This is a genomic window from Bradyrhizobium sp. 956_D2_N1_4 (assembly GCF_052076025.1).
GTDB lineage: Bacteria > Pseudomonadota > Alphaproteobacteria > Rhizobiales > Xanthobacteraceae > Bradyrhizobium > Bradyrhizobium barranii.
In genome coordinates this window covers 7900542-7925783 of record NZ_CP197237.1, presented here as the reverse complement: position 1 = coordinate 7925783, position 25242 = coordinate 7900542, and the positions used below count along the sequence as shown (strand labels likewise).

At 64.5% G+C, this 25242-nt stretch carries 21 protein-coding genes; 14 read left to right on the top strand and 7 right to left on the bottom strand.

Going from position 1 to position 25242, the window contains the following annotated elements:
- Window positions 1-48 precede the first annotated feature (48 nt).
- Window positions 49-1023: a Bug family tripartite tricarboxylate transporter substrate binding protein gene (locus AB7535_RS37400; protein WP_071908968.1), complete on the bottom strand. Its 975-nt coding sequence runs from the start codon at window positions 1021-1023 to the stop codon at window positions 49-51.
- Window positions 1024-1144: 121 nt separating this feature from the next.
- Between AB7535_RS37400 and AB7535_RS37395 the strand changes: the two genes are divergently transcribed.
- Both AB7535_RS37395 and AB7535_RS37390 read left to right on the top strand, forming a co-directional pair.
- Complete coding sequence (locus tag AB7535_RS37395) at window positions 1145-1564, top strand: VOC family protein (RefSeq protein ID WP_071908967.1); 420 nt, start codon at window positions 1145-1147, stop codon at window positions 1562-1564.
- A gap of 230 nt (window positions 1565-1794) precedes the next feature.
- The gene (locus AB7535_RS37390; RefSeq protein ID WP_439037540.1) at window positions 1795-3375 is read left to right on the top strand and encodes an AMP-binding protein; all 1581 of its coding nucleotides are present in this window, start codon (window positions 1795-1797) and stop codon (window positions 3373-3375) included.
- A gap of 117 nt (window positions 3376-3492) precedes the next feature.
- Here AB7535_RS37390 and AB7535_RS37385 read toward each other — a convergent pair whose 3' ends face one another.
- The 3 genes from AB7535_RS37385 to AB7535_RS37375 all read right to left on the bottom strand — a co-directional run bounded on the left by AB7535_RS37385 (window position 3493) and on the right by AB7535_RS37375 (window position 7767).
- Window positions 3493-4587 carry an HD-GYP domain-containing protein gene (locus tag AB7535_RS37385; RefSeq protein WP_063980092.1) on the bottom strand — a complete coding sequence of 365 codons (1095 nt, stop codon included), beginning with the start codon at window positions 4585-4587 and terminating at the stop codon, window positions 3493-3495.
- Between the two features lie 409 nt (window positions 4588-4996).
- Window positions 4997-7279 carry a xanthine dehydrogenase family protein molybdopterin-binding subunit gene (locus tag AB7535_RS37380; RefSeq protein WP_354113274.1) on the bottom strand — a complete coding sequence of 761 codons (2283 nt, stop codon included), beginning with the start codon at window positions 7277-7279 and terminating at the stop codon, window positions 4997-4999.
- A complete protein-coding gene (locus tag AB7535_RS37375; protein WP_014491023.1) occupies window positions 7276-7767 on the bottom strand; it encodes a (2Fe-2S)-binding protein in 492 nt (163 codons plus the stop codon). The genes AB7535_RS37380 and AB7535_RS37375 overlap by 4 nt, the downstream gene beginning before the upstream one ends.
- A 489-nt stretch (window positions 7768-8256) precedes the next feature.
- On the opposite strand from AB7535_RS37375, the gene AB7535_RS37370 reads away from it, so the two are divergent.
- The 4 genes from AB7535_RS37370 to AB7535_RS37355 all read left to right on the top strand — a co-directional run bounded on the left by AB7535_RS37370 (window position 8257) and on the right by AB7535_RS37355 (window position 10807).
- Complete coding sequence (locus tag AB7535_RS37370; RefSeq protein WP_354113273.1) at window positions 8257-9021, top strand: alpha/beta fold hydrolase; 765 nt, start codon at window positions 8257-8259, stop codon at window positions 9019-9021.
- A 24-nt stretch (window positions 9022-9045) separates the two neighbouring features.
- Window positions 9046-9381 carry a hypothetical protein gene (locus tag AB7535_RS37365; RefSeq protein WP_028151120.1) on the top strand — a complete coding sequence of 112 codons (336 nt, stop codon included), beginning with the start codon at window positions 9046-9048 and terminating at the stop codon, window positions 9379-9381.
- Between the two features lie 182 nt (window positions 9382-9563).
- Window positions 9564-10235 (top strand): dienelactone hydrolase family protein, encoded by a 672-nt coding sequence (locus AB7535_RS37360; RefSeq protein ID WP_354113272.1) that lies wholly within the window; start codon window positions 9564-9566, stop codon window positions 10233-10235.
- A 92-nt stretch (window positions 10236-10327) separates the two neighbouring features.
- Entirely contained in the window at window positions 10328-10807 is a 480-nt protein-coding gene (locus AB7535_RS37355; protein WP_354113271.1) for a hypothetical protein, read from the top strand.
- Window position 10808: 1 nt separating this feature from the next.
- Here AB7535_RS37355 and AB7535_RS37350 read toward each other — a convergent pair whose 3' ends face one another.
- From AB7535_RS37350 to AB7535_RS37340, 3 genes are all read right to left on the bottom strand, one after another.
- Window positions 10809-11555, bottom strand: a complete 747-nt coding sequence (locus tag AB7535_RS37350; RefSeq protein WP_028151117.1) for a polysaccharide biosynthesis/export family protein — start codon at window positions 11553-11555, stop codon at window positions 10809-10811.
- 156 nt (window positions 11556-11711) lie between these two features.
- Window positions 11712-12368: a peptide-methionine (S)-S-oxide reductase MsrA gene (gene msrA, locus AB7535_RS37345; protein ID WP_208083688.1), complete on the bottom strand. Its 657-nt coding sequence runs from the start codon at window positions 12366-12368 to the stop codon at window positions 11712-11714.
- A gap of 168 nt (window positions 12369-12536) precedes the next feature.
- Window positions 12537-12854: a hypothetical protein gene (locus AB7535_RS37340; protein ID WP_007616084.1), complete on the bottom strand. Its 318-nt coding sequence runs from the start codon at window positions 12852-12854 to the stop codon at window positions 12537-12539.
- A gap of 398 nt (window positions 12855-13252) precedes the next feature.
- Here AB7535_RS37340 and rpsT point away from each other — a divergent pair, with 398 nt between their 5' ends.
- The 8 genes from rpsT (at window position 13253) to AB7535_RS37300 (ending at window position 25133) form a co-directional block, all read left to right on the top strand.
- The gene (rpsT, locus tag AB7535_RS37335) at window positions 13253-13519 is read left to right on the top strand and encodes a 30S ribosomal protein S20 (protein ID WP_028151115.1); all 267 of its coding nucleotides are present in this window, start codon (window positions 13253-13255) and stop codon (window positions 13517-13519) included.
- 1245 nt (window positions 13520-14764) lie between these two features.
- On the top strand, window positions 14765-16177 hold the full coding sequence (gene dnaA / locus AB7535_RS37330; RefSeq protein WP_063980098.1) for a chromosomal replication initiator protein DnaA: 1413 nt from the start codon (window positions 14765-14767) through the stop codon (window positions 16175-16177).
- A gap of 280 nt (window positions 16178-16457) precedes the next feature.
- The gene (gene dnaN, locus AB7535_RS37325; protein ID WP_014491013.1) at window positions 16458-17576 is read left to right on the top strand and encodes a DNA polymerase III subunit beta; all 1119 of its coding nucleotides are present in this window, start codon (window positions 16458-16460) and stop codon (window positions 17574-17576) included.
- 127 nt (window positions 17577-17703) lie between these two features.
- Window positions 17704-18069 (top strand): endonuclease domain-containing protein, encoded by a 366-nt coding sequence (locus AB7535_RS37320; RefSeq protein ID WP_166066147.1) that lies wholly within the window; start codon window positions 17704-17706, stop codon window positions 18067-18069.
- Window positions 18070-18159: 90 nt separating this feature from the next.
- Window positions 18160-19296 (top strand): DNA replication/repair protein RecF, encoded by a 1137-nt coding sequence (gene recF / locus AB7535_RS37315; protein WP_071908959.1) that lies wholly within the window; start codon window positions 18160-18162, stop codon window positions 19294-19296.
- A gap of 119 nt (window positions 19297-19415) precedes the next feature.
- Window positions 19416-20159 carry a hypothetical protein gene (locus tag AB7535_RS37310; protein WP_354113270.1) on the top strand — a complete coding sequence of 248 codons (744 nt, stop codon included), beginning with the start codon at window positions 19416-19418 and terminating at the stop codon, window positions 20157-20159.
- Window positions 20160-20265: 106 nt separating this feature from the next.
- The gene (locus tag AB7535_RS37305; RefSeq protein ID WP_354113269.1) at window positions 20266-22449 is read left to right on the top strand and encodes a hypothetical protein; all 2184 of its coding nucleotides are present in this window, start codon (window positions 20266-20268) and stop codon (window positions 22447-22449) included.
- Window positions 22450-22694: 245 nt separating this feature from the next.
- A complete protein-coding gene (locus AB7535_RS37300) occupies window positions 22695-25133 on the top strand; it encodes an arylsulfatase (protein WP_354113344.1) in 2439 nt (812 codons plus the stop codon).
- The last annotated feature ends 109 nt before the right edge of the window (window positions 25134-25242 follow it).

Sequence of the window (25242 nt, the reverse complement as noted above, 5' to 3'; positions counted from 1 at the left end):
AAAGCCCTGCCAGGCGGCAGGGCTCCAATCTCGGGGATCACAAGATCGCTACTCGACCTTCAGGCCGGCGAACTCGACGACCTTCTTCCACTTCTCGGTCTCGGCCTTGATCTCCTCGCCGAACGCCTCCGGCGTCTGCACCCGCGGCTCGCCGCCGAGTTCAACCAGTCGCTTGGTCATGTCGGGCTCCTTCATGAGCGTATTGATCTCATTGTTGAGCTTGGCGATGATCTCCTTAGGCGTGTTCTTCGGCGCGCCCATGCCGAACAGCGCGCTGGCCTCGTAGTCCTTCACGGTCTCGGCGATCGCCTGGACGTCGGGCAGCTGCGGCGAGCGCTCCGTGGTGGTGACGCCGATCGCGCGAAGCGAGCCGGAGCGGATGTGCTGGATGATCGAGGGCATGTTGTCGAAGATCACCTGCACCTGGCCGCCGAGCATGTCGGTGATCGCCGGCGCCGCGCCACGATAGGGCACGTGCTGCATCTTGCAGCCGGTCAGCGCCATGAACATCTCGCCGGACAGATGCACCGAGGTGCCGTTGCCGGACGAAGCCATGTTCACCTTGCCGGGATTGGCCTTCACATATTCGATGAACTCGGCGACGTTCTTGGCCGGAACGTCCTTGTTGACGGTCATCACGTTCGGCACCCGCTGGAACGAGGCGACCGGCGCGATATCGCGCACGAAGTTGAATTTGAGGTTGGTGTAGAGCGAAGCGTTGATGAAGTTGGCCGGATTGACCAGTTGCAGCGTGTAGCCGTCGGGCTCGGCATTGACGACCGATTCGGTGCCGATATTGTTGCCGGCGCCCGGCTTGTTCTCGATGACGAATTGCTGGCCGAGCCGCTCCGACAGCCGCTGACCGATCAGCCGCGCCAGGATGTCGGTGGCTCCGCCCGGCGGATAGCCGACCACCCATTTCACGGGCCGGGCCGGATAGTCGGCGGCAAGGGCCTTCGACAGCGGGGTGGCTGCAAGCGGACTGGCTGCGAGCAGGCCCAGCGCGGTACGGCGAGTGATCATCTCAAGGGTTCTCCCAACGTGTTGTTCTTGAAAGCCAGATGGCTTCAAAGTCGACGCGGTTGTAACAAAGCTTGCCGCAGGCGGAAAGTGCGCCCGGCGCATCACGACGAAAGGATAAGGCATGCCGGTCAAGGTCGAAGCCCTCGATCATCTCGTCATCAACGTCGCCGACGTCGCAGTGACCTCCGAGTGGTACCGCAAGATTCTCGGCATGGAAGTCAAGGTGTTCGACCCCGGCGGCGGCAAAGCGCCGCGGACTTCGTTGCAATTCGGTAACCAGAAGATCAACGTCCGGCCGCGCGATGCCGACAAGGTGGAGTGGTTCACCGCGGACCATCAGACCGCCGGCAGCGAGGATCTGTGTTTCCTCACCTCTGCCGCGCCCGACGAGGTGGTGGCGCATTTGACGGCACATGGCGTCGCGATCGAGGAAGGCCCGGTTCCCAAGCAGGGCGCCCGCGGCACGCTGCGCTCGGTCTATTGCCGGGATCCGGATGGCAGCCTGATCGAGATTTCGTCGTACGAGGACGGTGGTCGGTAGGCCGCGCCGCCTGCCCCATCGTCATTGCGAGGAGCCCTTGCGACGAAGCAATCCAGACTGCCCCCCGCGGAGACCGTCTGGATTGCTTCGCTGCGCTCGCAATGACGGGGGAGAAAGCGCGTACTGCCGCAAATGCCCCGCCGATTTGCTCCCCGCGCCTTCCGATGGCAGGAAGACGCAATAATCAAAAGGCAGCCGCCATCAAGATGCAGGCTGCACGGGGAGGATTCATGCCTATCCAACAGACCGCAGCCGGACTCGTAGGGCCGTTCGACGGGCTCGACGTACCCTGGCTGCTGAAGATGCGCGCCGCGGTACGCCGCGATCATGCGTTCCTGATCTGGGCGCCGTTCGACGCGCCGGCGCGGCGCTGGAGCTATGGCGAGTTTCACGAGCGCGTCGGCGCGCTCGCGGCGGGGCTGGCGAAGCGCGGCGTGAAGCCGGGCGAATATGTGCTCATTCATCTGGACAATTGCATCGAGGCGCTGCTGGCCTGGTTCGCCTGCGTCGAACTCGGCGCCATCGCGGTGACCACCAACACCCGCTCGGCGCCGGCGGAGATGGAATATTTCGCCGACCATTGCGGCGCGGTCGCTGCGATCACGCAGCCGGCCTATGCAGAAATCGTCGCGCAAAGCTGCCGCAACATCCGCTGGCTGGCGGTGACCTCGCACGATGCGGGCGCGGCGCCCGCGCGAGCGGCCTCGCGCGGCGACAGTTTCGATTCACTGTTCGCCGATAGCGCTGACCGGCCGCTTCGCGCGACCGACCCGTTCGCGCCGTGCAGCGTGCAGTACACGTCAGGCACGACCTCGCGCCCGAAGGCGGTGCTGTGGACCCACGCCAACGCGCTGTGGGGCGCCAAGATCAACGCCGCGCATGAGGACCTTCACGCAGGCGACGTGCATCAGACCTATCTGCCGCTGTTCCACACCAATGCGCTGGCCTATTCGATGCTGGCAACGCTGTGGGTTGGCGCAACCTGCGTGATCCAGCCGCGCTTCTCCGCGAGCCGGTTCTGGGGCGTCGCGCGCGAGCATGGCTCGACCTGGACCTCGACGATCCCGTTCTGCATGAAGGCGCTGCTCGAGCAGGAGATCCCGAAAGGCCACAAATTCCGCCTGTGGGGCACCGCGATCAACGAGCCACCGGCGTTTGCCGCGTTCGGCGTCAAGATGATCGGCTGGTGGGGCATGACCGAGACCATCACCCACGGCATCGTCGGCGAGGTCGACCAGCCCAACATCCCGATGTCGATCGGGCGCGCGGCTCCCGAATATCAGATCCGCATCACCGACGATGATGGACGGCGGACCGAGGTCGGCGACACCGGAAATCTCTCCATCAAGGGCATCCCTGGGCTGTCGCTGTTCGCCGAGTATCTGCACAATGAAAAGGCGACGCGCGAAAGCTTCGACGAGCACGGCTTCTTTCTCACCGGCGACCGCGTCGAGCGGCTGGAGAACGGCTTCATCAGGTTCGGCGACCGCGCCAAGGACATGCTGAAGGTCGGCGGCGAGAACGTCGCGGCCTCCGAGATCGAGCAGGTGATCGCGGTGGTAGCAGGCGTGCGCGAAGCCGCGGTGGTGGCGAAGAAGCACCCGATGCTGGACGAGGTGCCTGTTGTCTTCATCATCCCGCACGGCGGCGTCGCGGGCGCGGCGCCCGATCTGCATGATCGCGTGATGGCGGCCTGCGGCGCGGGACTCGCGGATTTCAAGGTGCCGCGCGAAATCAGGCTTGTCGACGACATGCCGCGCTCGACGCTGGAGAAGGTGGCGAAGGCGGAATTGCGGAAGATGGTGGGGTGAGCGGCCGCGCCAAACGACGACTCTCGTAGGGTGGGCAAAGCGGCTTGTCCGCCGTAGCTCGAAGAGCGAAGGCGGAAGCGTGCCCACCCTACGGCATCTCGCTCTACGGCATCTCGCTCAAAACGATCCCAGCGCCACCGGCCGGAACGCCTGCAGCAGTTGCTGATCCAGCTTGCCGCCCATGCCTTCCATCATCGTGAAGGCGCGCGAGTGGGTGAAGGGCATGCGGTAGGCGCGCTTCTCCACCAGTGCCGCGTAGATGTCGACGATTGTCGTCACACGCACGATGTCGCTGATCTGGTTCGACGACAGGCCGTTCGGATAGCCAGAGCCGTCGAGGAATTCGTGGTGATGCAGCACGACGTCGAGCATCTCCGGCGGGAAGCCGCCTTGCTCCGCGAGCGCGTCATAGCCGCGGCGCGGATGCTGGCGCACCTCGGCCATCTCCTCGTCGGTGAGCTTGCCCGGCTTGTCGAGCAGCACGGAGGGAACGAAGGCCTTGCCGACGTCGTGCAACAGCGCGGCGCGGGTCAGGCGACGCTGGTCATCCTCGCGCATGCCGAGATGCTGCGCGAAGGCGACGGCGAAGCCGGTGACGAACAGGCAGTGGCGATAGCTGCCGACATGATGGCAGCCGACGGTGGTGAGCCATTCGCGCAGCGATGAATGCTTGATCGCCTTCAGGATCTTGCTCTCGGCGGCGATGACGTCGTCGAAGGTCAGGGGCACGCCGAGCGGCAGCTTCTCGAACATCTTCGCCAGCACCGCATGCGCCGCCTCGACGCCGCGGTTGAGCGTCTTGCCGCGATCGGTCGCATCATAGGTGGCAGTGTCGGGGAACGCGGCGCGGATGCGCTGAAGAATCGCATCGGGCTGCAGCGGCCGCGAGATCGTGTCGGTGGCGCCCAGTGCCCAGGCCTGCATGGTGCCGTGATGCAGGGCATCGGCGAGCACGAACAGCCGCGGCATCGTGCGATAGGCGTCGCCGCGCAGCTTGTTGCGCACCCGCTGCACGCTCTCGGGCGAGCGCAGATTGATGTCGACCACGAGACCGGACAGATCGCGCGACGGCTGCTCGGGAATGTCCTGCGTCGTCACCGTCGAAACGTCGCCCACGGCCTTCAGGATGCTGGCAAGCTCGGTGCTCTCGTCGCTCCGGTCGGAAGCGAGCAAGAGCCGGCGTTTGGCGGCGGATTTGGCTGGCGCGTTCATGGCTTCCCCAGAGCACGGGACTGGATTTGGCGTCAGCCTAAGCCGGATCAGGTTCTCCGGCCCTTAAGAGGCGTGCTCAACGGAACCCTCCGGAATTGCGCGCAATTTTAGGGATTTGGGTCCCCGCCCTGCTTCCAGTCAAAACGGCGAAAACAACCCCATGCACAGTAGAACGGGCCTTGATGGGAAAGGGGAATTTGGGGCGCTCTCGCCCACTCTCCGCTGTCGTCGCCCGGCTTGACCGGGCGACCCAGTACGCCGAGGCGGCGCGGCCGGAGCTGAGAGGCCGCGGCGTACTGGATGCCCCGCCTTCGCGGGGCATGACAGTGAGTGTGGGGATGCAACCGCGCAAAAAATCCGCCGAAGGATGGCCTCCGGCGGATTGTCTCATTCGGCAAGCGCAGCTCCGCTACGCCTTCATCGCCCCCTTCACGGCCTCGGCCGTGATCGGCAGGGCCCGGATGCGGGCGCCTGAGGCGTTGAAGATGGCGTTGCCGATTGCCGGGGCGATAACCGTCACCGCGGGCTCGCCAACGCCGGTGGCCTTTTCGCCGTTGGCGATCACGGCGACGGCGACCTCGGGCATCTGGCTCATGCGCAAGGGCGTGTAGCTGTCGAAATTAGTCTGCTCGATGCCACCGTCCTTGAGCGTCGCCTTCTCGTACATCGCCAGCGACAAGCCCCACAGCGCCGCGCCCTCGACCTGGGCACGGATGTTGTCGGGATGCACCTGCGTGCCGACGTCGGTTGCGACCGTGAGCTTCTTCACGGTCACCTCGCCCGACGGCGCCACCGCGACATGGGCGACGCACGCCGTCCAACTCGCGGTCGCGCGTTCCTGCGAGGAGACGCAGGCCACGCCCATGCCCTCGCCTTTCGGCAATTGCTTGGTACCGTAGCCGGACAGCCCGATCGCGGCGAGCAACGTGTTGCGCAGCCGCTGCGCGCCGCCGTCGTTCTTGCCCTTGCCGTCGAGCAGCGCGATGCGGAATTGCGCCGGGTCCTTGCCGGTCGCAGCCGCGATCTCGTCGATCATGCTTTCGACCGCCCAGAACGTCCAGCCGGGCGCCACCGAGCGAAGCTGCCCGGACGGCGTCGCATTGTGCGCGAGCTCGTTCTTGATCGCGCGCACATAATGGTTGGGCACGGTGTAGAAGAAGTCGGCCCCGTTCACCGTGAAGGAATCGAGCGGGCCCTTCTTGTCGACCGAGGGCGTCAGGAAGTCGGGGATGCCCCAGCGCGCCGTCGGCCAGGCCGAGACGACGTCGTGGCTGAGCGCGACGAGCTTGCCGTCGCCATCCACGCCGGCCTTGACCTTCTGGTAGGTGAGCGGACGCGAGAAATCCATCGTCATGTCGTTCTCGCGCGTATAGATCACCTTCACCGGCTTGCCGATGGCCTTCGCCGCCTGCACCGCCGGCACCATCATGTCGGCATCGAGCCTGCGGCCAAAACCGCCGCCGAGCCACATCTGGTGCATCACCACGAACTTCGGATCGATCCCGGCGGCGCCTGCCGCAATCGCGCCGGAGCGCGTCGCGAACTGGTTGCCGGAATAGATGTGCAGGATGTCGCCCTTGAACTCCGCCGTGGCGTTCATCGGCTCCATCGGCGCGTGGATGTTGATGCTGGTAGTGTACTCCGCCTCCAGCACCTTTGCGGCCGAGCCGAACGCCGCGTTGGGATCGCCATCCTTGACGAAGAACTGGCCGGAATCCTCGAGCTTCTGAAGCCGCTTGGCTTCGTCGAGCAGCGACTCGCTCGAGACCTTCGCGTTCGGACCGCCGTCATAGGCGATCTTGAGCGCCGCGGCCGCCTTCTTGGCATTGGCGTAGGTGCTGGCCACCGCGACGACCCAGCCCGATGTCGTGCCGGTCTTGTCGTCGAGGGTGATGGCCTTGATGAAGCCCTGCACCTTCTTCGCAGCCGAGTCGTCGACCGATTTCACCGTGGCGCCGAAGCGCACCGGCGGCGTCACCACCGCGCCATAGGCCATGCCCGGCAGCATCACGTCGATGCCGTACTTGGCCGTGCCGTTGGTCTTGGAGGGAATGTCGAGCTGCGGCACCGACACGCCGATCATGGTGTACTGGTCCGGCGTCTTCAGCTTGATCGCCTTCAGCTCGTCCGGCGTGAAGGTCTTGGTCGCCTTGCCGCTCTTCACGACATCGGCGAACGACATCTGCTTCTTCGACTTCGGATGCGAGATCACGGAATCGCGCACCACGAGCTCCGACGCCGGCACGCTCATCGCCGCAGCCGCGCCTTCCGTCAATGCCGTCCGTCCGGCTGCGCCGGCCCGGCTCATCGCGTCGAAGTTCATCATGGTCGACCAGCTGCCGCCGGTGATCTGCGCACCCAGCACGGGGTCGTTGAACTTCGGATCGTTGGAGGCAAGCGCGACGCGCATGTCGCTCCACTTCGCGCCCAATTCCTCGCAGACGATCTGCGCCATGGTGGAGGCGATGTGCTGGCCCATGTCGGCCTTGCCGCAGGTCACGGTGACCACGCCATCGGGCGCGATCGCATACCAGACGCTCGGCTCGAAGTTCGAAGGCGCAGCAAGCGCCTCACCGATGCCGGGTACGCCGGCATAGCCGAGCACGAGGCCGGTCGCTGCCGTGCCGACCAGGAAGGAGCGGCGGCTGAGATCGGTCGTCTCGGGTGTAATGGTGTTCACGTGCTTATTCATGTGGGCCTCCGTTCGTTGCCGGAGACGGATGCGGTGCGCATCTCGGTAGCGGCGCGCATGATCGCCTTCTGGATCCGCGAATAGGTCATGCAACGGCAGAGATTGCCGTCCATATGCGCCACGACCTCCTCCTTGGTCGGATTGGCATTCTTGGCCAGCAGCGAGGCCGCCTGCATGATCTGCCCGGACTGGCAGTAGCCGCATTGCGGCACCTGCTCGGCGATCCACGCCTTCTGCAGCGGATGATCACCCTTGGCGGAAAGGCCTTCGATGGTGGTGATCTTCTTGCCGGCGACATCGCCGACCATGGTCTGGCACGAGCGCACGGCTTCGCCGTTGACGTGCACGGTGCAGGCACCGCACAGCCCGGCACCGCAGCCGAACTTGGTGCCGGTCATCTGCAATTGCTCGCGGATCGCCCAGAGGAGCGGCGTGTCGTTCGCCGCATCCACGGACAGACTCCGCCCGTTGATGGTGAGAGTTGGCATAGGCGTCTTCCCCTGCCGGTGCATGAAGCCGCTTACGGCGGCAACTTGAACAGTGGACGCCCACCGGGCTGGCGCCCACCTTGATCGCGAGAATGATCGGGTTCACAGCCAGAGGCAAATGCAATTTGGAATCGATCGAAACTATCGCGGCAGCTCAGTGTTGTGCGTTGCGACAACGGCGTTGATGCAGCGACTGGACGCAACAGAGAATGCATCAGGCATGCGTGCCATCGCGTTCAGGGCAGTTTCTTCCAGGTAACTTGGCGAGCTAAAGTGCAACCGCCGACGCGGATGCCCCTTCTCCCCTTGTGGGAGAAGGTGGCGCGAAGCGCCGGATGAGGGGTATCTGTCCGCGAACTCGATGGGCAGTTTCGCGTGCGGAGAGATACCCCTCACCCGTCTCGCCGCTTACGCGGCGAGCCACCCTCTCCCACAAGGGGCGAGGGTGCACCGTCATCGTGGCTAGATAGAACAACAAGGGCGGAAGCAATGCCAAAGATCGATCGGGACGGCGTCGGGATCTACTACGAAGTTCACGGCGAGGGTCCGCCGCTGCTGCTCACCCACGGCTATTCCTCGACCTCGGCGATGTGGCATGGCCAAGTCGACGCGCTCGCGAAGGACCACAAGCTCGTCCTGTGGGACATGCGCGGCCACGGCCAGTCTGACTATCCCGACGATCCCCATGCCTATAGCGAAGCGCTCACCATCGGCGACATGGCCGCGATCCTCGATGCGGTCGGCGCCGAGCGCGCCATCATCGGCGGGCTCTCGCTCGGCGGCTACATGTCGCTCGCGTTCTATCGCGCTTATCCGCAACGCGCCCGTGCCCTGCTGATCATCGACACCGGCCCCGGCTTCAAGAAGGACGACGCGCGCGAGGCCTGGAACGCACGGGCGCTTGCGACCGCCGACAAGCTCGACCATGAAGGTCTCGACATGCTGAAGTCGGCGACACGCGAGCGCGCCACCGCGAGCCATCGCAACGCCAGGGGATTGGCGCTCGCCGCACGCGGCATGCTGACCCAGCGCGACGCCCGCGTGATCGAGCTGCTCCCCGACATCAAGGTGCCCTGCCTCATCGTGGTCGGCGCCGACGACGCGCCGTTCCTCGCGGCGTCCGACTACATGGCCGCAAAGATTCCCGGCGCACAAAAGGTCGTGATCCCCGCCGCCGGTCACGCCGTCAACATCGATCAGCCCAAGGCTTTTATTGACGCGGTGACGCCTTTCCTGAAGAACTTGCCGGGATAGGACGGTCGGATAGGGACACTGGCAATGAAGCAAGCGATACTGGCTGCGAGCGCGGTGCTGCTATCGATGTCTGCGCAGGCCGAGCCGTTTGGCGGCACGCCGCCGCGCCGGCCCTTCGTTGCGACCTTGTCGAACAACACGCCGCTCGCCTTCGGCATGGATGCCGAGCAGACCGCGCGGGCACTGGGGCAGCCGCTGCAATATGTGCGCGGGCGGCCCGGCAACGAGATCTATCTCGCGCTTCGCAACCTCGGCGGCAGCGGTCTGATCCCCTACCGCCATCGCCTGTTCCTGCAGTTCCGTCACGGACGGCTGGCGGGATGGAAGGAAGACTACGGCGAGAACTGGATGTGGGAGTGAGAGCGACGCACAGCCGCCTCCCCTCATCCTGAGGAGCTTGCGGAGCAAGCGTCTCGAAGGATGAAGGCCACGCTGATGCGTTCACGGGCCTCTATCCTTCGAGACGCGCTCCGTTGGAGCGCTCCTCAGGATGAGGGCAGAGAGCTGAAATTTCGGATCGACAACAAAGAAGGACAACCCGCGTGGGACAGGACATCAAGCTGACGGCTTCCGACAATTTCCAGCTCGGCGCCTATCGCGCCGATCCCTCAGGCGCCCCGAAGGGCGCGGTGGTGGTGATCCAGGAGATCTTTGGGGTCAATCACCACATCCGCTCGGTCTGCGACCGCATCGCCGGGGAAGGCTATGTCGCGATCGCGCCGTCGATCTTCGACCGGACCTCGCCGAATTTCCAGTCGGGCTACACGCCCGACGAGATCGCCGAGGCGCGCAAGTTCGTCGCCAGTCCCGACTGGGACGCGATGCTGCGCGACACGCAGGCGGCGATCGACGCGGTGAAGAGCGTCGGGCCGGTCGGCATCATCGGCTTTTGCCTGGGCGGCAGCGTCGCCTTTGTCGCGGCGACGCGGCTGTCGGGTCTCAAGGCCGCGATCGGCTATTACGGCGGCGCCGTGGTGCGCTTCGCCGACGAGACGCCGAAGGCGCCGACGCAACTGCATTTCGGCGAGAAGGATGCCGGCATTCCCCTGACCGACGTCGAGACCGTCAAGGCGAAGCGGCCGGATGTGGCGGTCTTCATCTATCCAGGCGCCCAGCACGGCTTCCATTGCGACGAGCGGCCGAGCTACGACAAGGCGAGCTCGGATGTCGCCTGGCCGCGCTCGATGGAATTTTTCGCGAAGCATTTGAAATAGCGCGCGCCACTCAAAGCAGGAATCGGGTGGCTGCATCACGGCACCCGGCGATAGAGCTGGCCGATCAAGCCAACTCGCGCCGGGAGATCGCCATGCAGCAAGCCATCACGCACCTCGTCATCCGCAATCCGTTCGGAACCATGGACGTCCCGGGCCCGGACGATTCTGAAGTCATGGACTACGCGGCGACCGCCACGCTGGCCGGCGATGCGGCCGACATCAACGCGGCGGCATGGACATCCATTGCCGCCCTCTCCGATCCGCTCGAGGGCATCTGGGCTAGCAGATGGAATGGCGGCGCCGATCCGACCATTGCGGGCGATACGCCGGACAGATGGAAAGAGGGGCGCGCCGAAGTCCGCGTCGCGGGGAGCCGGATCTATCTGCGTTTCGACTGGGACCAAGGCCGCCGGCACGGCCTGATCGATGCTGCGCGCGAGGGCGCGCGCCTGGTCGGAAAGTACATCAATCTGACCACGCCTGCGATCACGCGGCCATGGGTCGGGCTCGTGGTCGATGGCACGCGCATCGACGGATGCTTTCCGAACGGACGGCTGGATTTCAGGCGGTGAGCTAGAACCAGCGCTCGCCGACGAACACGGTGTCGCCGGGGCTCAAGGGAGTGCCGAGCGGGACGATGGCGCGCATCGCGCCGCCGGCTTCGGTGTGCGTGACGGTGACCACGTCGCGCTTGGCGCGGGGCGAGAAGCCGCCGGCGATCGCGACCGCGCTTTCGACCGTCATGTTCGGCACATAAGGATATTGGCCGGGTGCGGTGACTTCGCCGAGGATGAAGAACGGGCGGTAGGCTTCGATCTCGACCGCGACCGAGGGCTCGCGGATGTAACCGTTGCGCAGGCGCGCGGCGATTTCACCGGCGAGACCCGCCGGGGTGCGGCCGCGGGCCGGCACCCCGCCGATCAACGGCATGGTGATCGAACCGCCAGCATCGATGGCGTAGCTGTTGGTGAGGCCTTCCTGGCCGTAGACCACGACGCGCAGCCTGTCGCCGGCATCGAGATGATAGGAGGAGTCGTAGCGCACTGGCGCCGCCATCGGCGCGGCGTAGCCGACCGGCATGGGTGCAGGCGACGAGGCAAAGGAATTGCGCAACGCGCCGATGGCGCCGCCACCGTCGGCGACGACGACCGGCTGTGGTGCGCCATAGGGCTGACCATAGGCCATGGAGTCGAGATCGGCACGGGGCTGCATGACCGCGACGGGACCGGCGGTCTGCATGCAGCCGCCGAGGGCAAGCGCGGCGGACGCTGCCAAGGAGGCTGTCAAGATCGACCATCGAAACGCGCGTGCAACCGGCACCGGACCTAATCCCTCGAAACGAGACGGCCCCAGTCTTGCACTGGTTATGGTTAACAAAGCGTTGAGGGGGGCAGCGCGGCAATGCGGATGCGATGACACCGCACACTCCGTCATGCCCGGGCTTGTCCCGGGCATGACGAGTTGTTCGTGGCGAGCTTACGCGCTCACACCCACGCCGATCGGGCAGGACACGCCGGTGCCACCGAGGCCGCAATAGCCGGCGGGGTTCTTCGCCAGATATTGCTGATGGTAGTCCTCGGCGAAATAGAACGCGCCGGCGGGCGCGATCTCGGTGGTGATGGCGCCGAGACCTTTTGCAGCAAGCGCCTTCTGATAGAGCGCCTTCGATTCATCGGCCGCTTTCTTCTGCGCATCTGAATAAGTGTAGATCGCGCTTCGGTACTGCGTGCCGACATCGTTGCCCTGGCGCATGCCCTGCGTCGGGTTGTGGCTCTCCCAGAACGTCTTCAGGAGTTTCTCGTAAGAGATCTTCTTCGGATCGAATACGACCAGCACCACTTCGGTGTGGCCGGTGCGCCCCGAACAGGTCTCCTCATAGGTCGGGTTCGGCGTGTGGCCGCCGGCATAGCCGACAGCGGTCGCGTAGACACCGTCGCCGAGCTGCCAGAATTTGCGCTCGGCGCCCCAGAAGCAGCCGAGCCCGAACACGGCCTGCTCGAGACCCGCGGGATAAGGCGGCTGCAACTTCGCGCCGTTGACGAAATGGGTGGTCGCGGTGGGAATGGCTTGCGCACGGCCCGGCAGCGCTTCCGCGGCGCTCGGCAATGCGGTGGTCTTGCGCATGAACAGCATGATTGGCTCTCCGAGACGAGCTGTCCGTCGCTTGAGCCAATGCAACAAGCCAAGGGCTCAGGCGGCGCGCTCGCGATCAAGGTGGGAATATAGGTATCTACGCAGGAGGGGGCAGCCCTGTTACGGCTGCCGGCAACGCGAGGTTCAGTCTCGGCGGGAATTGAAAGATCAATCCCGGGAATATCCGATCAAGGGTTTCCGCGGGCGGAACAGGATCATCAGCAGGATGCCCAAAATGCCGAGCACGGCGAAAACCGGCTGATCCAGCACCAGGCGGATCACCGAGGTCCAGAGCCAGGGCGCCTTGGCCTCGACCCAGGTGCGGAACGCCGTCTGGCTGGCCTGGTTGATGTCGTTCCAGAACTGGCCGAACCGGGTGAACCGCAGGGTCTGGTCGGCCACCCAGCGGGCGCCGTCATAGACCATGAAGATGAACCCGCCGGCCAGCAGCAACAGCCCAATCAGTCGGAAAAAGCCGCGGATCATGCCTCACCTATATGGTCGTCCGATCGGACGACCTCTGCAATGCCGCCAGCCAATAGCCGGGCGACGGCAGAAATTCAACCTCTTCAGGGCGTTACGGCGCGCGCTGGAGCTCTCAGGGCCTGTTTTCCAGCCCCGGAAAGCGTTGACGGTGCCGCAGACCCCCTCTATAAGGGCGCCAACTGGCGGTGGGCGCAATCCTGCCGCCGCTGTTCTTTGAGCAGTTGCAGGCTCCATGAGCTTTAAAGGCTTGGAGCCTCAGAGACGACCGCAAGGCCGTCGCTCATGTTCCGGGAACAGCCCAGCAACCGAACACCCTAAATCCGAGCGTCGATTAAGCGGTCAAGCAGCCGGCGCTACCCGAACAAGACGCGACCGGTACCGCAAAGGATATTGAGACCATGGCCAATACCACTTCCGCCAAGAAAGCGACGCGCAAGATCGCCCGCCGCACTGCCGTCAACAAGTCGCGCCGCACCCAGATGCGCGGTGCCGTGCGTACCGTCGAAGAAGCCATCGCCACCGGCGATCGCGCCGCCGCGCTGAAGGCGATGGCGAGCGCCGAGCCCGCGCTGATGCAGGCCGCGCAGCGCAACATCGTTCACAAGAACAACGCGAGCCGCAAAGTCTCCCGGCTCACCGCGCAGATCGCCAAGCTCGCGAAGTAAGCTCGTCGAGTCATCCGATCGACTGATCGGATCGACATCGCGCTCGTCAATCAGCCCGGCTCGCGCCGGGCTTTTTGTTGCCTGTCACAATTCACGCTTGCGGTCGTTGGGCGACCACTCTTCCGTTGGAAGACTCGTGTCGTCTTCGCTGCGCTGCGCCCGTAATTTCACTGGCGGATGTTTTTGCAACAGCGGAAACTTTCACTGCGCTGCGAAAAACCCCTGCGGGGCGGGCTTAAGTTGAATCCGCGCGCGCGAGAGTTCTGCACACCGTAGTTTTCCCGGAACCGGCTCGCGATGGAGTTACCCTGCGAAACGAGACTCAAAAAGCGGTGTCTCAATAATCACTTATCGACATAGCGCCGACAAGCATTTGGAAAAATTGCCCGCAAGGCGTGCGCGTGACGCTTTTGTAAAAAATTTTTGGCGGTGGCGGAGATTTGTCACATGACGCGCGGCGCCTTCGAATCTGTGCACGGATTCAAACTCTTGCTCGCAAGCCTGTGCACAACTCCCGCGCGCCGTTAACGCTGGTCAAGTTTTTAGTCGCCTCAAGTGTGAATCAATTTCGTTGCGAGTCTTTCCGCATAGTGTATTCCTTAAGTCGTCCGCAGCGCCCACGATCTCAAGACCAGCGCGGTTTTAGAAACGGGGCGAGCGTGCAAATCGGCGGCGGTGTGCACGTAGGCGACGCTTCAACAAGCGATTGTCGGTTCAAAACCCATAGCAATATGGGAACGGTAGCTCTTTGTCTGAATGTCTCCAAGTGGGATCTTCGATCCCGCTCGCGCCAGACGCAAACGAGAGATGTCATGAAACTACCGCGACACACGTGATGGCGTAGCCGAGCGGACGAACAGTGCAGACGGGCGGGACATCGGCGACTTCAGTCGCAGTTGTCTTCAGGACACGCAGGACCTTGCCGTGAGCAATCACGGCAGGACGGGGAGGGTATCATGTCTTACGGACTCAACGCGGTATTGAAACAAGCCACCTACTCCAACGATGCCGGTTTAGATCAGCCCAACCTCCAGCCTCCCGCGTGTGACGGAGCGCCGAGTACGCGCTGACCTCGCGACCCCTCCATCTCTGACATCGCCAGTCCGACCCGCGGCGTTCGCGCCGAACGGCGGAGCTGTGTCCGACGATGGAATCGCTCGAGGTCGTGCCCTTTGAAGGATCCTGGCGGGACCCCTTCATGGCACTCACAACGCAACTTTATCTCTCAATAGAAGTTTTTTGACGATGAACACATCGGAACAGGATCGCTGGTCACGCGTGAAGAGCCGGCTGCGCTCGAACGTAGGCGAAGACGTCTATACGAGCTGGTTCGCCCGTATGGATCTGGAAGGCGTGCAGGAGGAGAGCGTGCGGCTCTCGGTGCCGACGCGCTTCCTGAAGAGCTGGATTCAGGCGCATTATGCCGAGCGCGTACTGTCGTGCTGGCAGGCCGAGGCGCCGGAAGTTCATCGCATCGATCTCACCGTTCGCTCCGCGGTGCGCCCGGTCGTGCAGCAGAAGGAGACGCCTGCGCCGGTCGAAACACGCCGCGCACCCGCGCCGGAACTGCGCTCGACGGCGACTGCGCCGGTCTCCGCAAACCACGACGCGCTCGGCGGCTCGCCGCTCGATCCGCGCCTGACCTTTGCAAGCTTCGTCGTCGGCCGCTCCAACACGCTGGCGCATGCGGCGGCACGTCAGGTCGCCGAAGGGCGTCGCGGCGATCCCGTCATGTTCAACCCGCTCTACATCCATGCGGGCGTAGGTCTCGGCAAGACGCATCTGCTCCAGGCCGTGACCTGGGCCGGCAATTCCGGCAACGAGCGCAAGGTGCTGTATCTCACGGCCGAAAAATTCATGTACGGCTTCGTCGCCGCGCTGAAGACGCAGACGGCGCTCGCCTTCAAGGAAGCGCTGCGCGGCATCGACGTGCTGGTGATCGACGACCTGCAGTTCCTCCAGGGCAAGTCGACCCAGGCCGAGTTCTGTCACACGCTGAACGCGCTGATCGATGCCGGCCGCCAGGTCGTGATCGCGGCCGACCGTCCGCCGTCCGACCTCGAAAGCCTCGACGATCGCGTGCGCTCGCGCCTCGCCGGCGGTCTCGTGGTCGAGATGGGCTCGCTCGGCGAAGAACTGCGGCATGGCATCCTGAAGTCGCGCGTCGCGGCGGCCCGCGCCCATCACGCCACCTTCGACGTGCCGGAGGAGGTGCTGCTCTATCTGGCTCGCACCATCACCCATAACGGCCGCGACCTCGAAGGCGCGATCAACCGGCTTCTCGCGCATTCGAAGCTGAACAACCAGCCGGTGACGCTGGAGATGGCCGAGCGCGAGGTCCGCGATCTGGTCCGGCCGCAGGAGCCGAAGCGGATCAAGATCGAGGACATCCAGCGCGTGGTGGCGCGGCAGTATAATGTCAGCCGTTCCGACCTCCTGTCCTCGCGCCGCACCGCCAACGTGGTCCGTCCGCGCCAGGTGGCGATGTATCTCGCCAAGACGCTGACCCTGCGCTCGCTGCCCGAGATCGGCCGCCGCTTCGGCGGGCGCGACCACACCACGGTGCTGCACGCCGTGCGCAAGATCGAGGCGCTGGTCAACAAGGACACGGCGCTGTCCGAGGAAGTCGAGTCGCTGAAGCGCCAGCTTCAGGAATAAACGCCTAAGGCTCCTGCCATTCTCCCGCCGCCCCGGCCATGCCTGGGCGGCGGTGTTCGTTTGCCGGGACGGCCGCCCTCCTTTTGGGCTGTAAATCGTGGGGAACCACCCCCCAATCCCTTGAAACGGATGGCTTTCCGCGCCACCTTGCGCGACCCTGACGGCTTTGGTCATATCGGCTGGATGATCCGGCTTTTCGGGGTCTTCGATGCCGTGGCGCGCGTCCCGCCGCCCGGCTTTTCCAACGTTGTGTTTCCTTGGGGATCGGGCGAGTAGTGCAATGAAGGTTACGGTCGAACGCGCGCAACTCCTGAAATCGCTGGGTCATGTCCACCGCGTGGTCGAGCGCCGCAACACCATTCCGATCCTCGGCAACGTGCTGGTCCGCGCCGAGAACGCGAAATTGTCGCTGAAGGCGACCGACCTCGACCTCGAGGTGACCGAGACGCTCCCGGCCGAAACCGCGACCGCGGGCTCCACCACCGTGCCGGCGCACATGTTCTACGACATCGTGCGCAAGCTGCCCGATGGCTCGCAGATCGTGCTGGAGGCCGACGGCGACCGCGCCGTGCTGGCGATCCGCGCCGGCCGCTCGCGCTTCACGCTGCAGACCCTGCCGGAAAATGATTTCCCGGATCTCGCGGCCGGCGACATGTCGCATTCGTTCTCGCTCGCCGCCAAGGACGTCAAGCGGCTGATCGACCGCACCCAGTTCGCGATCTCGACCGAAGAGACGCGCTATTACCTCAACGGCATCTATCTGCATGCCGCGGGCACGGCCACGGCCGCCACCCTGCGCGGCGTTGCCACCGACGGCCACCGGCTCGCCCAGCTCGACCTGGTCCAGCCCAAGGGCGCCGACGGCATGCCCGGCGTGATCGTGCCGCGGAAAACCGTCGGCGAGGTGCAGCGCCTGATCGAGGACAACGAGGCCGAAGTCACGATCGAGCTGTCGCAGGCAAAGATCCGCTTCACCATCGGCAATGTGGTGCTGACCTCGAAGCTGATCGACGGCACCTTCCCCGACTATGGCCGCGTGATCCCGCAGGGCAACGACAAGGAGCTCGTCGTCGACAAGAAGGATTTCGAGAACGCAGTCGACCGCGTCTCCACCATCTCCAGCGAGCGCGGCCGGGCCGTGAAGCTCTCGCTGTCGCCGGGCAAGCTGGTGCTATCGGTCACCAACCCTGATTCCGGCAGCGCAACCGAAGAGCTCGAAGTCGAATACGCCTCCGACGCCCTCGATATCGGCTTCAACTCGCGCTACCTCCTCGACATCGCCGCCCAGATCGAAGGCGACGTCGCCACGCTGAAGCTCGCCGACCCCGGCTCGCCGACCCTGGTGCAGGACAAGGACGACAAGAGCGCGCTCTACGTGCTGATGCCGATGCGGGTGTGAGGGACGTGTTCCCTCGCCAGCGCACACTGCCTTTAGACCCAAGCGCGATGCACGTTACTGCGCCCTCTCCCCTTGTGGGAGAGGGCTGCACCGGTGTTTGACGCAAACTCACTTGGGTGAGGGGTTGGTGCCACGAGACCCGTCCCATCGACCCACCTCCCCGCCTCTCCGCCAATTTGCACGGAAGATGCGGCACGAGCCGACTGACGCCGAAAGGGCAATGTGGCGCTTGCTGAGGGATCGTCGGCTCTCCACATTCAAGTTTCGCCGACAGGAGCCGTTCAAGAACTACATTCTCGACTTTGTCTGTTTCGAGAAAAGACTCGTGATCGAGATTGACGGAAGCCAACATGCCGAATCAGAAAGCGACGCAGCTCGTGACGCGGCCTTGTCCGCCGAAGGTTTCGCCATAGCGCGCTACTGGAACAATGACGTGCTGCAGCAACCCACTTCTGTGTTGGAAGACATCCTTGCAAAGCTTGCCGGGCGGTAAGATACCCCTCACCCGTCGCCTCACTTCGTGAGGCGCCACCCTCCCCCACAAGGGGGGAGGGAAGGCACTGCCCGGCAATGACAGAGTGATATGACCCCCTCCCGCATTCAACGCCTGACGCTGACGCATTTTCGCAATTATCGGGCGGCGGGGCTCGAGACGGCGGCTGACATGGTGGCGCTGGTCGGGCCGAACGGGGCCGGCAAGACCAATTGCATCGAGGCGATCTCGTTCCTGTCGCCGGGCCGCGGCTTGCGGCGCGCCACGCTGGAAGATGTCGCCGACAACCAGGGCGACGGCTCCTGGGCCGTGTCCGCGCAGGTCGAGGGCGCGCTGGGGCTCGCCACGCTCGGCACCGGCATCGACGCGCCACGCGCGGACGCCGCAGTCAGCCGGCGCTGCCGCATCGACCGCGAGCCGGTCAATTCGGCCACCGCCTTCGGCGACCATATCCGCATGGTGTGGCTGACGCCGGCGATGGACGGGCTGTTCATGGGCGCGGCCTCCGAGCGGCGGCGCTTCTTCGACCGCCTGGTGCTGGCGATCGACAGCGAGCATTCCAGCCGCATCTCCGCGCTCGAACGCTCCCTGCGGTCGCGCAACCGCCTGCTCGAGACGCGCAATTACGACGACCATTGGTGTGATGCGATCGAGCGCGAGACCGCAGAGCTTGCGGTCGCGGTCGCCGCAACGCGCGGCCAGACCGCAGCGCGCCTCACCGGCATGCTCAACGCGCGCGCGCAGGAATCCGCCTTTCCGTCCGCGCAAATCGCGCTGGACGGCTGGATGGAGAACGCGCTGCTCACGGAGACCGCGACGTCGGTCGAGGACCGCTACCGCCAGATCCTGCGCGATAACCGCCCGCGCGACGCCATCGCCGGCCGCACCACCGACGGCCCGCACCTCACCGATCTCCAGGTGATCTATGCGCCGAAGAGCATGCCGGCGCGCGATGCCTCGACCGGCGAGCAGAAGGCGCTCTTGATCGGCCTGGTGCTGGCGCATGCGAGCCTGGTCGCCGAGATGACCGCCATCGTGCCGCTGCTGCTGCTCGACGAGGTCGTAGCGCATCTCGATCCGAACCGGCGCGCGGCGCTGTTCGAGGAGCTGCGCAAGCTCGGCGCGCAGGTGTGGCTGACCGGCGCTGACCCGGCCGCCTTCGCCGACATTGGCGCAGGCGGCGATGTCTTTGACGTCGAGAGCGGACGTGTCTCCGCCCGGCGATAGACCGCGCCGTTGAACCCGGCCGTTTGCAATCGCGACTAGCCTTTGAGGCCGCGGCGATGCCTGTCACGGCCTTCGCCAGCGCGCAAATGACGTCACGCGCGAAAACCCTGGAGAATGAGATGCGGACGGTAAGGACCGGGGCGCGAGTCCCGGCTCAATGGCTGGCGTTTGCGTGCGGCCTGCTCTTGCTCGCGGTCTGCATGCTCGCAGCAAGCGCCAGCGCCTGGGTGCCGCATCTGTCGCCGCTGTTCGCGTCGGCGCTCACGCCGGACCCCGCTGCCAAGCTGCCCGCGCCAACCCGTTACAGCTACCGAGGAACGCACACCACCGTCGTCAAGGGCGTTGAAACGCCGCTCCGCACAAGGCTGGAGGCCACCGTGCCCGCCGAGCTCCGCGACGTCCTCGCCTTCTACCGCACCGAGCTCAGCAAGCTCGGCTGGCAGGAGCAGCGCGATGGCGCGGTGGTCTCCGCCGATCACGTCCAGCTCGCCTTCGCCTCCCCGCTCGGACCTGGCATGCTGGCGCTCGACCGCAAGGACGCCAGCACCGCCGTCAATCTCGTGCAGAAGAACGCATCTGTCGCGGCCAATGCGAACGTGATGCCCGAGCCCGGCCAGGCGAAGCTGGTGTTCTCCAATATCAGCGAAACGGAAGCCTCGCTCACGATCAACGACCGGACCATCAAGCACGCCGCCGGCGCCTACGCGGTTTCGCTGGATCTGCAGCCCGGCAGATATTCCTACGAGGTGAGCGTGCCGGGCCATCCAGCCACGACGAACATCCTCAACTTCGCTGCCGGCGATACCTGGGAGCTTACGGTCGGGCGCGACGGAGAGGCATGGTCGCCGCTCCTGCTGTATTGAACCTCCCGGGTTTCTGCCGCGACTTCTCGTCTGAGGCCGCGTCGACGGTGTCGCAGCCTGCAAATGCGCGCGCCTGAGCCTTGCGCGATATCCAGGAGACGTGACGATGTCGATGATCCCGCGCGGGACGCCAGTCCCGGCACGATGGCAGCTGCTTGCCTGCGGCCTTGTCCTGATGGCGAGCTGCTCGATTGCGGCCGCCGCCGACGGAGGCATCGTCGACGTCCATGCGCTGCCGCAGCTCGAGGGCGCGGTGGAAGACACCTCGCGCCCCGATCCCTATCGCGTCGAATACCGCATGCCGACGCCGGAAGCCGTGACATCGCCGGCGGTGAAGAAACTCCTGAGCGCTGACGGCTGGGTGCCCTATGTGAGGCCGCTGGAGGAGAAGAGCACCACGCTAAACTTCAAGAAGGGACGACAGGGCCTTTCGGTTCACTTCACGCAGGCCCTCGGCCGGCCCGATCAATCCGTGGTCTACTACACGACCGACCGGATCTACGGGAACGTGCCGTTTCCGGACGGCGCGAGCGACATCATGTTCGATGGGACCCGGCCCTATCTCGGCTGCATCGCGCCGAGCGCGCTCGATGCGACGTCGGATTTCTACGCCAGCCAGATGGCTGCGATCGGCTGGCAGAAGCTCACGCCGGAAACCGCCGCGCGCTGGACGACCAGCCTCGATGAAACCGTTCCCAACGGCCTGCGCGCCTTCTACGCGCACCCCGACAGCAAGGACACCGGCTTCTACCAGCAGAAGCCGGTCATGCTGACACTGACGCGCCGCGACGACGGCCGCACCAATGTCGATATCCGCGTCGCGCCCTTCGCCCTGCCCAGCGAGCTCAAAGCCGATAGCGATCTGGCCGGGCTGCCGCGGCCGAACCCGACCAAGACGGCCAGGGGCCTCGGCAGCGCAAGCTCCAACAAGCGCGAGATGTCGGCCGCCGCGATGGCCGAGCTGCCCGCCGTGCTGGCCTTCTATCACCGCGAGCTCGCCGCGCGTGGCTGGCAGGAGGATGGCAGCGCGCCGCTCGCGCCCGGCGACGAGGTCGCGATCAAGATCTCCAACGCCGAGGAAACCGGCGTGCTGCGGCTCGGCCGCAAATACGATTTCACCATGGTCAGCCTGACCGCGCAGGTGAAGGACTCCGCGCTTGCCGCCCGCGCCAAGGCGAAGAAGGAGGCCGACGACAAGTTCTTCAGCGATGCCGCAGGAGCCGCACAGAAGATGATCGCCGCCGACGAGGCGCGGCGCAAGGTGCAGGCCGCCGCGCTCTCCGATGCGCCGCTCAATGCGCTCGCCAACAGCAAGACACCGGTGCCGCTGCCCGAGACCGCCGAAGGCGTGACGTTCGAAGGCGGCGACGGCCGGCTCGAATTCTCCTCCAATTCGAGCGTGAAGGCGCTCGGCACCTTCTACCGCGCATCCCTGAAGAATGCGGGCTGGAAGGAGCAGCCCTCCGTCATCAACCAGCCCAACATGGCGGTGATGGAGTTCTCCAAGGGCGGCAAGTCGATCTCGATGACCGTGATGCAGATGGGCCCGAAAGTGAATGTCAGCGCCACCGGCTCCGGCCTGGTCGTGGCCGCGGCGAAGCCGGTCGAGACCAAATCGGCACAATCCAAACCGACAGAATCCAAGGCCATGCAGGCCAAATCGACCGAGCCGCTGAAGCCCGATCCCGACTCCGCCCTGCCCGTGCCGACGCAGCGCTCATCAAGCGGGATCAGCTCGACGAAATTCCCCGGCAGCGACCAGTCGTTCCGCAAGGAGCTTGAAGCCAGCATTCCGGCTGAGCTCTCAGATGTCCTCGCCTTCTATCGCGCAGAGCTCACCAAGCGCGGCTGGCAGGAAAAGACTGACGGCGCGACTGTTACCGCCGAGCGGGCGGAGCTGGCGTTCACCTCGCCGGAGGGTCCGGCCATGCTGAAGCTCGGCCGCGCCAGGGAGGAGACAACGGTCAGCCTGGTGCAGCGGAATCCGCAGGCAGCGGCCAAGGCCGACATCATGCCCAAGGCGGGACAGGCGAGGCTGATGCTCGGCAATATCGGGCCGAAGGAGGCATCGCTGACGATCAACAAGCAGACCATCAAGATCGCGGCCGGCGCCGGCGGCCCGCAATCGCCGAAAGGCCCGATGCTCGACCTGCCGCCCGGCAAGTACCAGTACGCGCTGCGTATGCCCGGTCAGCCCGCCCGCACCGACACCCTCACCGTTGCCGCGGGCGACGCCTGGGGCCTCCTGGTGGGACCAAGCGGCGACGTGCTTCCGCTGCAAATGTATTGAGGTGCGACGAAGCAGGTGCGCCCACGCGCAGCCGGCGTTTCGGAGCCGTGGGCGGAAAGTTGATCTAGATCAACAGAGCGTTGCGGCATTGCCTCCCGAATAGGCGTCAACAGGGTTCTGACGTCTCCAAGAGGGAGCTTCCAATGACGCGTACCCGTCACGTTGACGATAGCTCAAAGCCAGAAAGCCGCTTACTAAACCACCGCAACTTGCTGCTTTGCGGCACCGCACTGACGGTCGCTTTTATGCTGTGCGCGCTGGAGACGACCAGCCTCGCGCAGCAAACCACCGGCACGCCGGGTTCGCCGAGCGCCACGACAACCATCGATGGCAAGCAGCTTCCGCCTGAGCCTCCGAAGTTCGAAGGCGTGATCAAGGAAGATGCCACGGACTCCAAGCCATACTGGCCACCGTCCGTTGTGCCGCCCAAAGGCGCGCCGAACGTGCTGCTGATCATGACCGACGACCAGGGTTATGGCGTGACCGGCACCTTCGGTGGGGTGGTCCCGACCCCGAACATGGATCGCATCGCCAAGGCGGGCCTGCGTTACACGCAGTTTCACTCGACAGCGCTCTGCTCGCCGACGCGGGCAGCGCTGATCACCGGCCGCAACCACCACTCGGTCGGGTTTGGCGTGATCGGTGAAATGTCCACCGGCTATCCGGGCTACGATTCCGTCATCGGCCCCGACAGTGCAACGGTCGGGACTATCCTTCGGGACAATGGATTTGCCACCTCATGGTTCGGCAAGAACCACAACACCCCGACCTATCTGTACAGCTCGGCCGGGCCGTTCGACCAATGGCCAATCGGCATGGGATTTCAGTATTTTTATGGGTTCATGGGCGGCGAGACCGACCAGTGGACGCCTTACCTTTTCCGCAACACGAGCCAGGTTTTTCCATGGGTCGGGAAGACCGGCTACAACCTCATCACCGACATGGCGGATGACGCCATCAACTACATGAACGGACTGAACGCGGCGGCGCCCGAGAAGCCGTTCTTCGTCTACTACGTGCCCGGCGGCACCCATTCGCCACATCAGCCGAAGAAGGAATGGAGCGAGAAGTTCAAGGGCAAGTTCGACATGGGTTGGGAGAAGCTGCGCGAGCAGATCTTCGCCAACCAGAAGCGGCTCGGGGTTATCCCGGCGAACACCCAGCTCACCGCCTGGCCGGATACGCTGCCGAAGTGGGACTCGCTCTCGTTCATCCAGAAGAAATTGTACGCGCGCGAAGCCGAGGTGTTTGCCGGCTATGCGGCCTATACCGACTACGAAATCGGCCGCGTCATCCAGGCGGTCGAGGACATGGGCAAACTCGACAACACGCTGATCATCTACATCAGCGGCGATAACGGCACCAGCGCCGAAGGCACGCTCGAGGGCACCCCGAACCAGCTGACCGCCTACAACGGCATTCTGAAACTGCCCGAAACCGAGCTGATGCTGCATTACGAGGATTGGGGCTCCGACAAGACCTATCCGCATATGTCGGTGGCGTGGTCGTGGGCCTTCGATACCCCGTTCAAATGGACCAAGCAGGTGGCATCGCACTTCGGCGGCACCCGGCAAGGCATGACCATCTCATGGCCCGGCCACATCAAGGACGTTGGCGGCATCCGCAGCCAATTCCATCACATGATCGACATCGTGCCGACGATTCTTGAAGCCACCGGCATTCAGGCTCCCGACACTGTCAATGGCATCAAGCAAAGGCCCATTGAGGGCGTGAGCATGGCCTATACGTTCGACCAGGCCAACGCCAATGCACCGTCAAAGCGCGACACGCAATACTTCGAGATGTTCGCCAACCGCGGCATCTATCACGATGGTTGGTATGCATGCACCACACCGCCTGTCCCTCCCTGGCTTCTGGGAACGGCAAAGCTACCCGACGTCAACAATTACAAATGGGAGCTTTACAACATCGCTGAGGATTACTCGCAGGCCAATGACCTCGCAGCCAAGAATCCCGACAAGCTCAAGGAGTTGCAAGCGTTGTTCCTGTCGGAGGCGGCGAAATACCAGGTCTTTCCGCTGGACAACTCGATCCTGCCCCGCATTGTGACACCGCGCCCAAGCGCGACCGCCGGACGAACCGTTTTCACATATTCTGGTGAGAACGCTGGCATCCCTGACGCTAACGCTCCGAGCCTTCTCAATAAGGATTACACGATCACGGCCGAGGTTACCGTTCCTAAGGGCGGCGCGGAAGGAATGATCGCAACTCTAGGCGGTCGCTTTGGCGGATACGCCCTCTACCTGCTCAAAGGCAAGCCTGTCTTCGTCTATAACCTGCTCGATCTAGAACGGTACCGCTGGGAAGGCGGCATTGGCGGTCGCGACTTGTTTACCGATGCGCTCAAGCCGGGCAAGCACACCATTGTATTCGACTTCAAGTACAACGGACCCGGCCCGGGTAAGGGTGGCACCGGTGTACTGACGGCCGATGGCAAGCTGGTGGCCGCAAAGACGATCCCGCACACGATTCCGTTTCTTATGGCCATCGACGAAACGTTTGACATCGGCAGCGACACCCGCACGACGGTGGACGACAGCTATAAGCTGCCCTTCCGTTTCACCGGCAAGATCGACAAGCTGACCTTCAAGCTTGGCGCGACGCAGATGACGGAGGATGAGCAAAAGGTCATTCGACACGCGCTCGAAAGAGCGAGGGACTGAGCGCGACAAGTCGTGGCGATTCATGTCGGCCCCAACGCCACGACTCATCCTTCTTCGCTGAGAAATCGTTCGGCGGGATCCGCTTCGAAAGCCCGCGCGAAATATCATC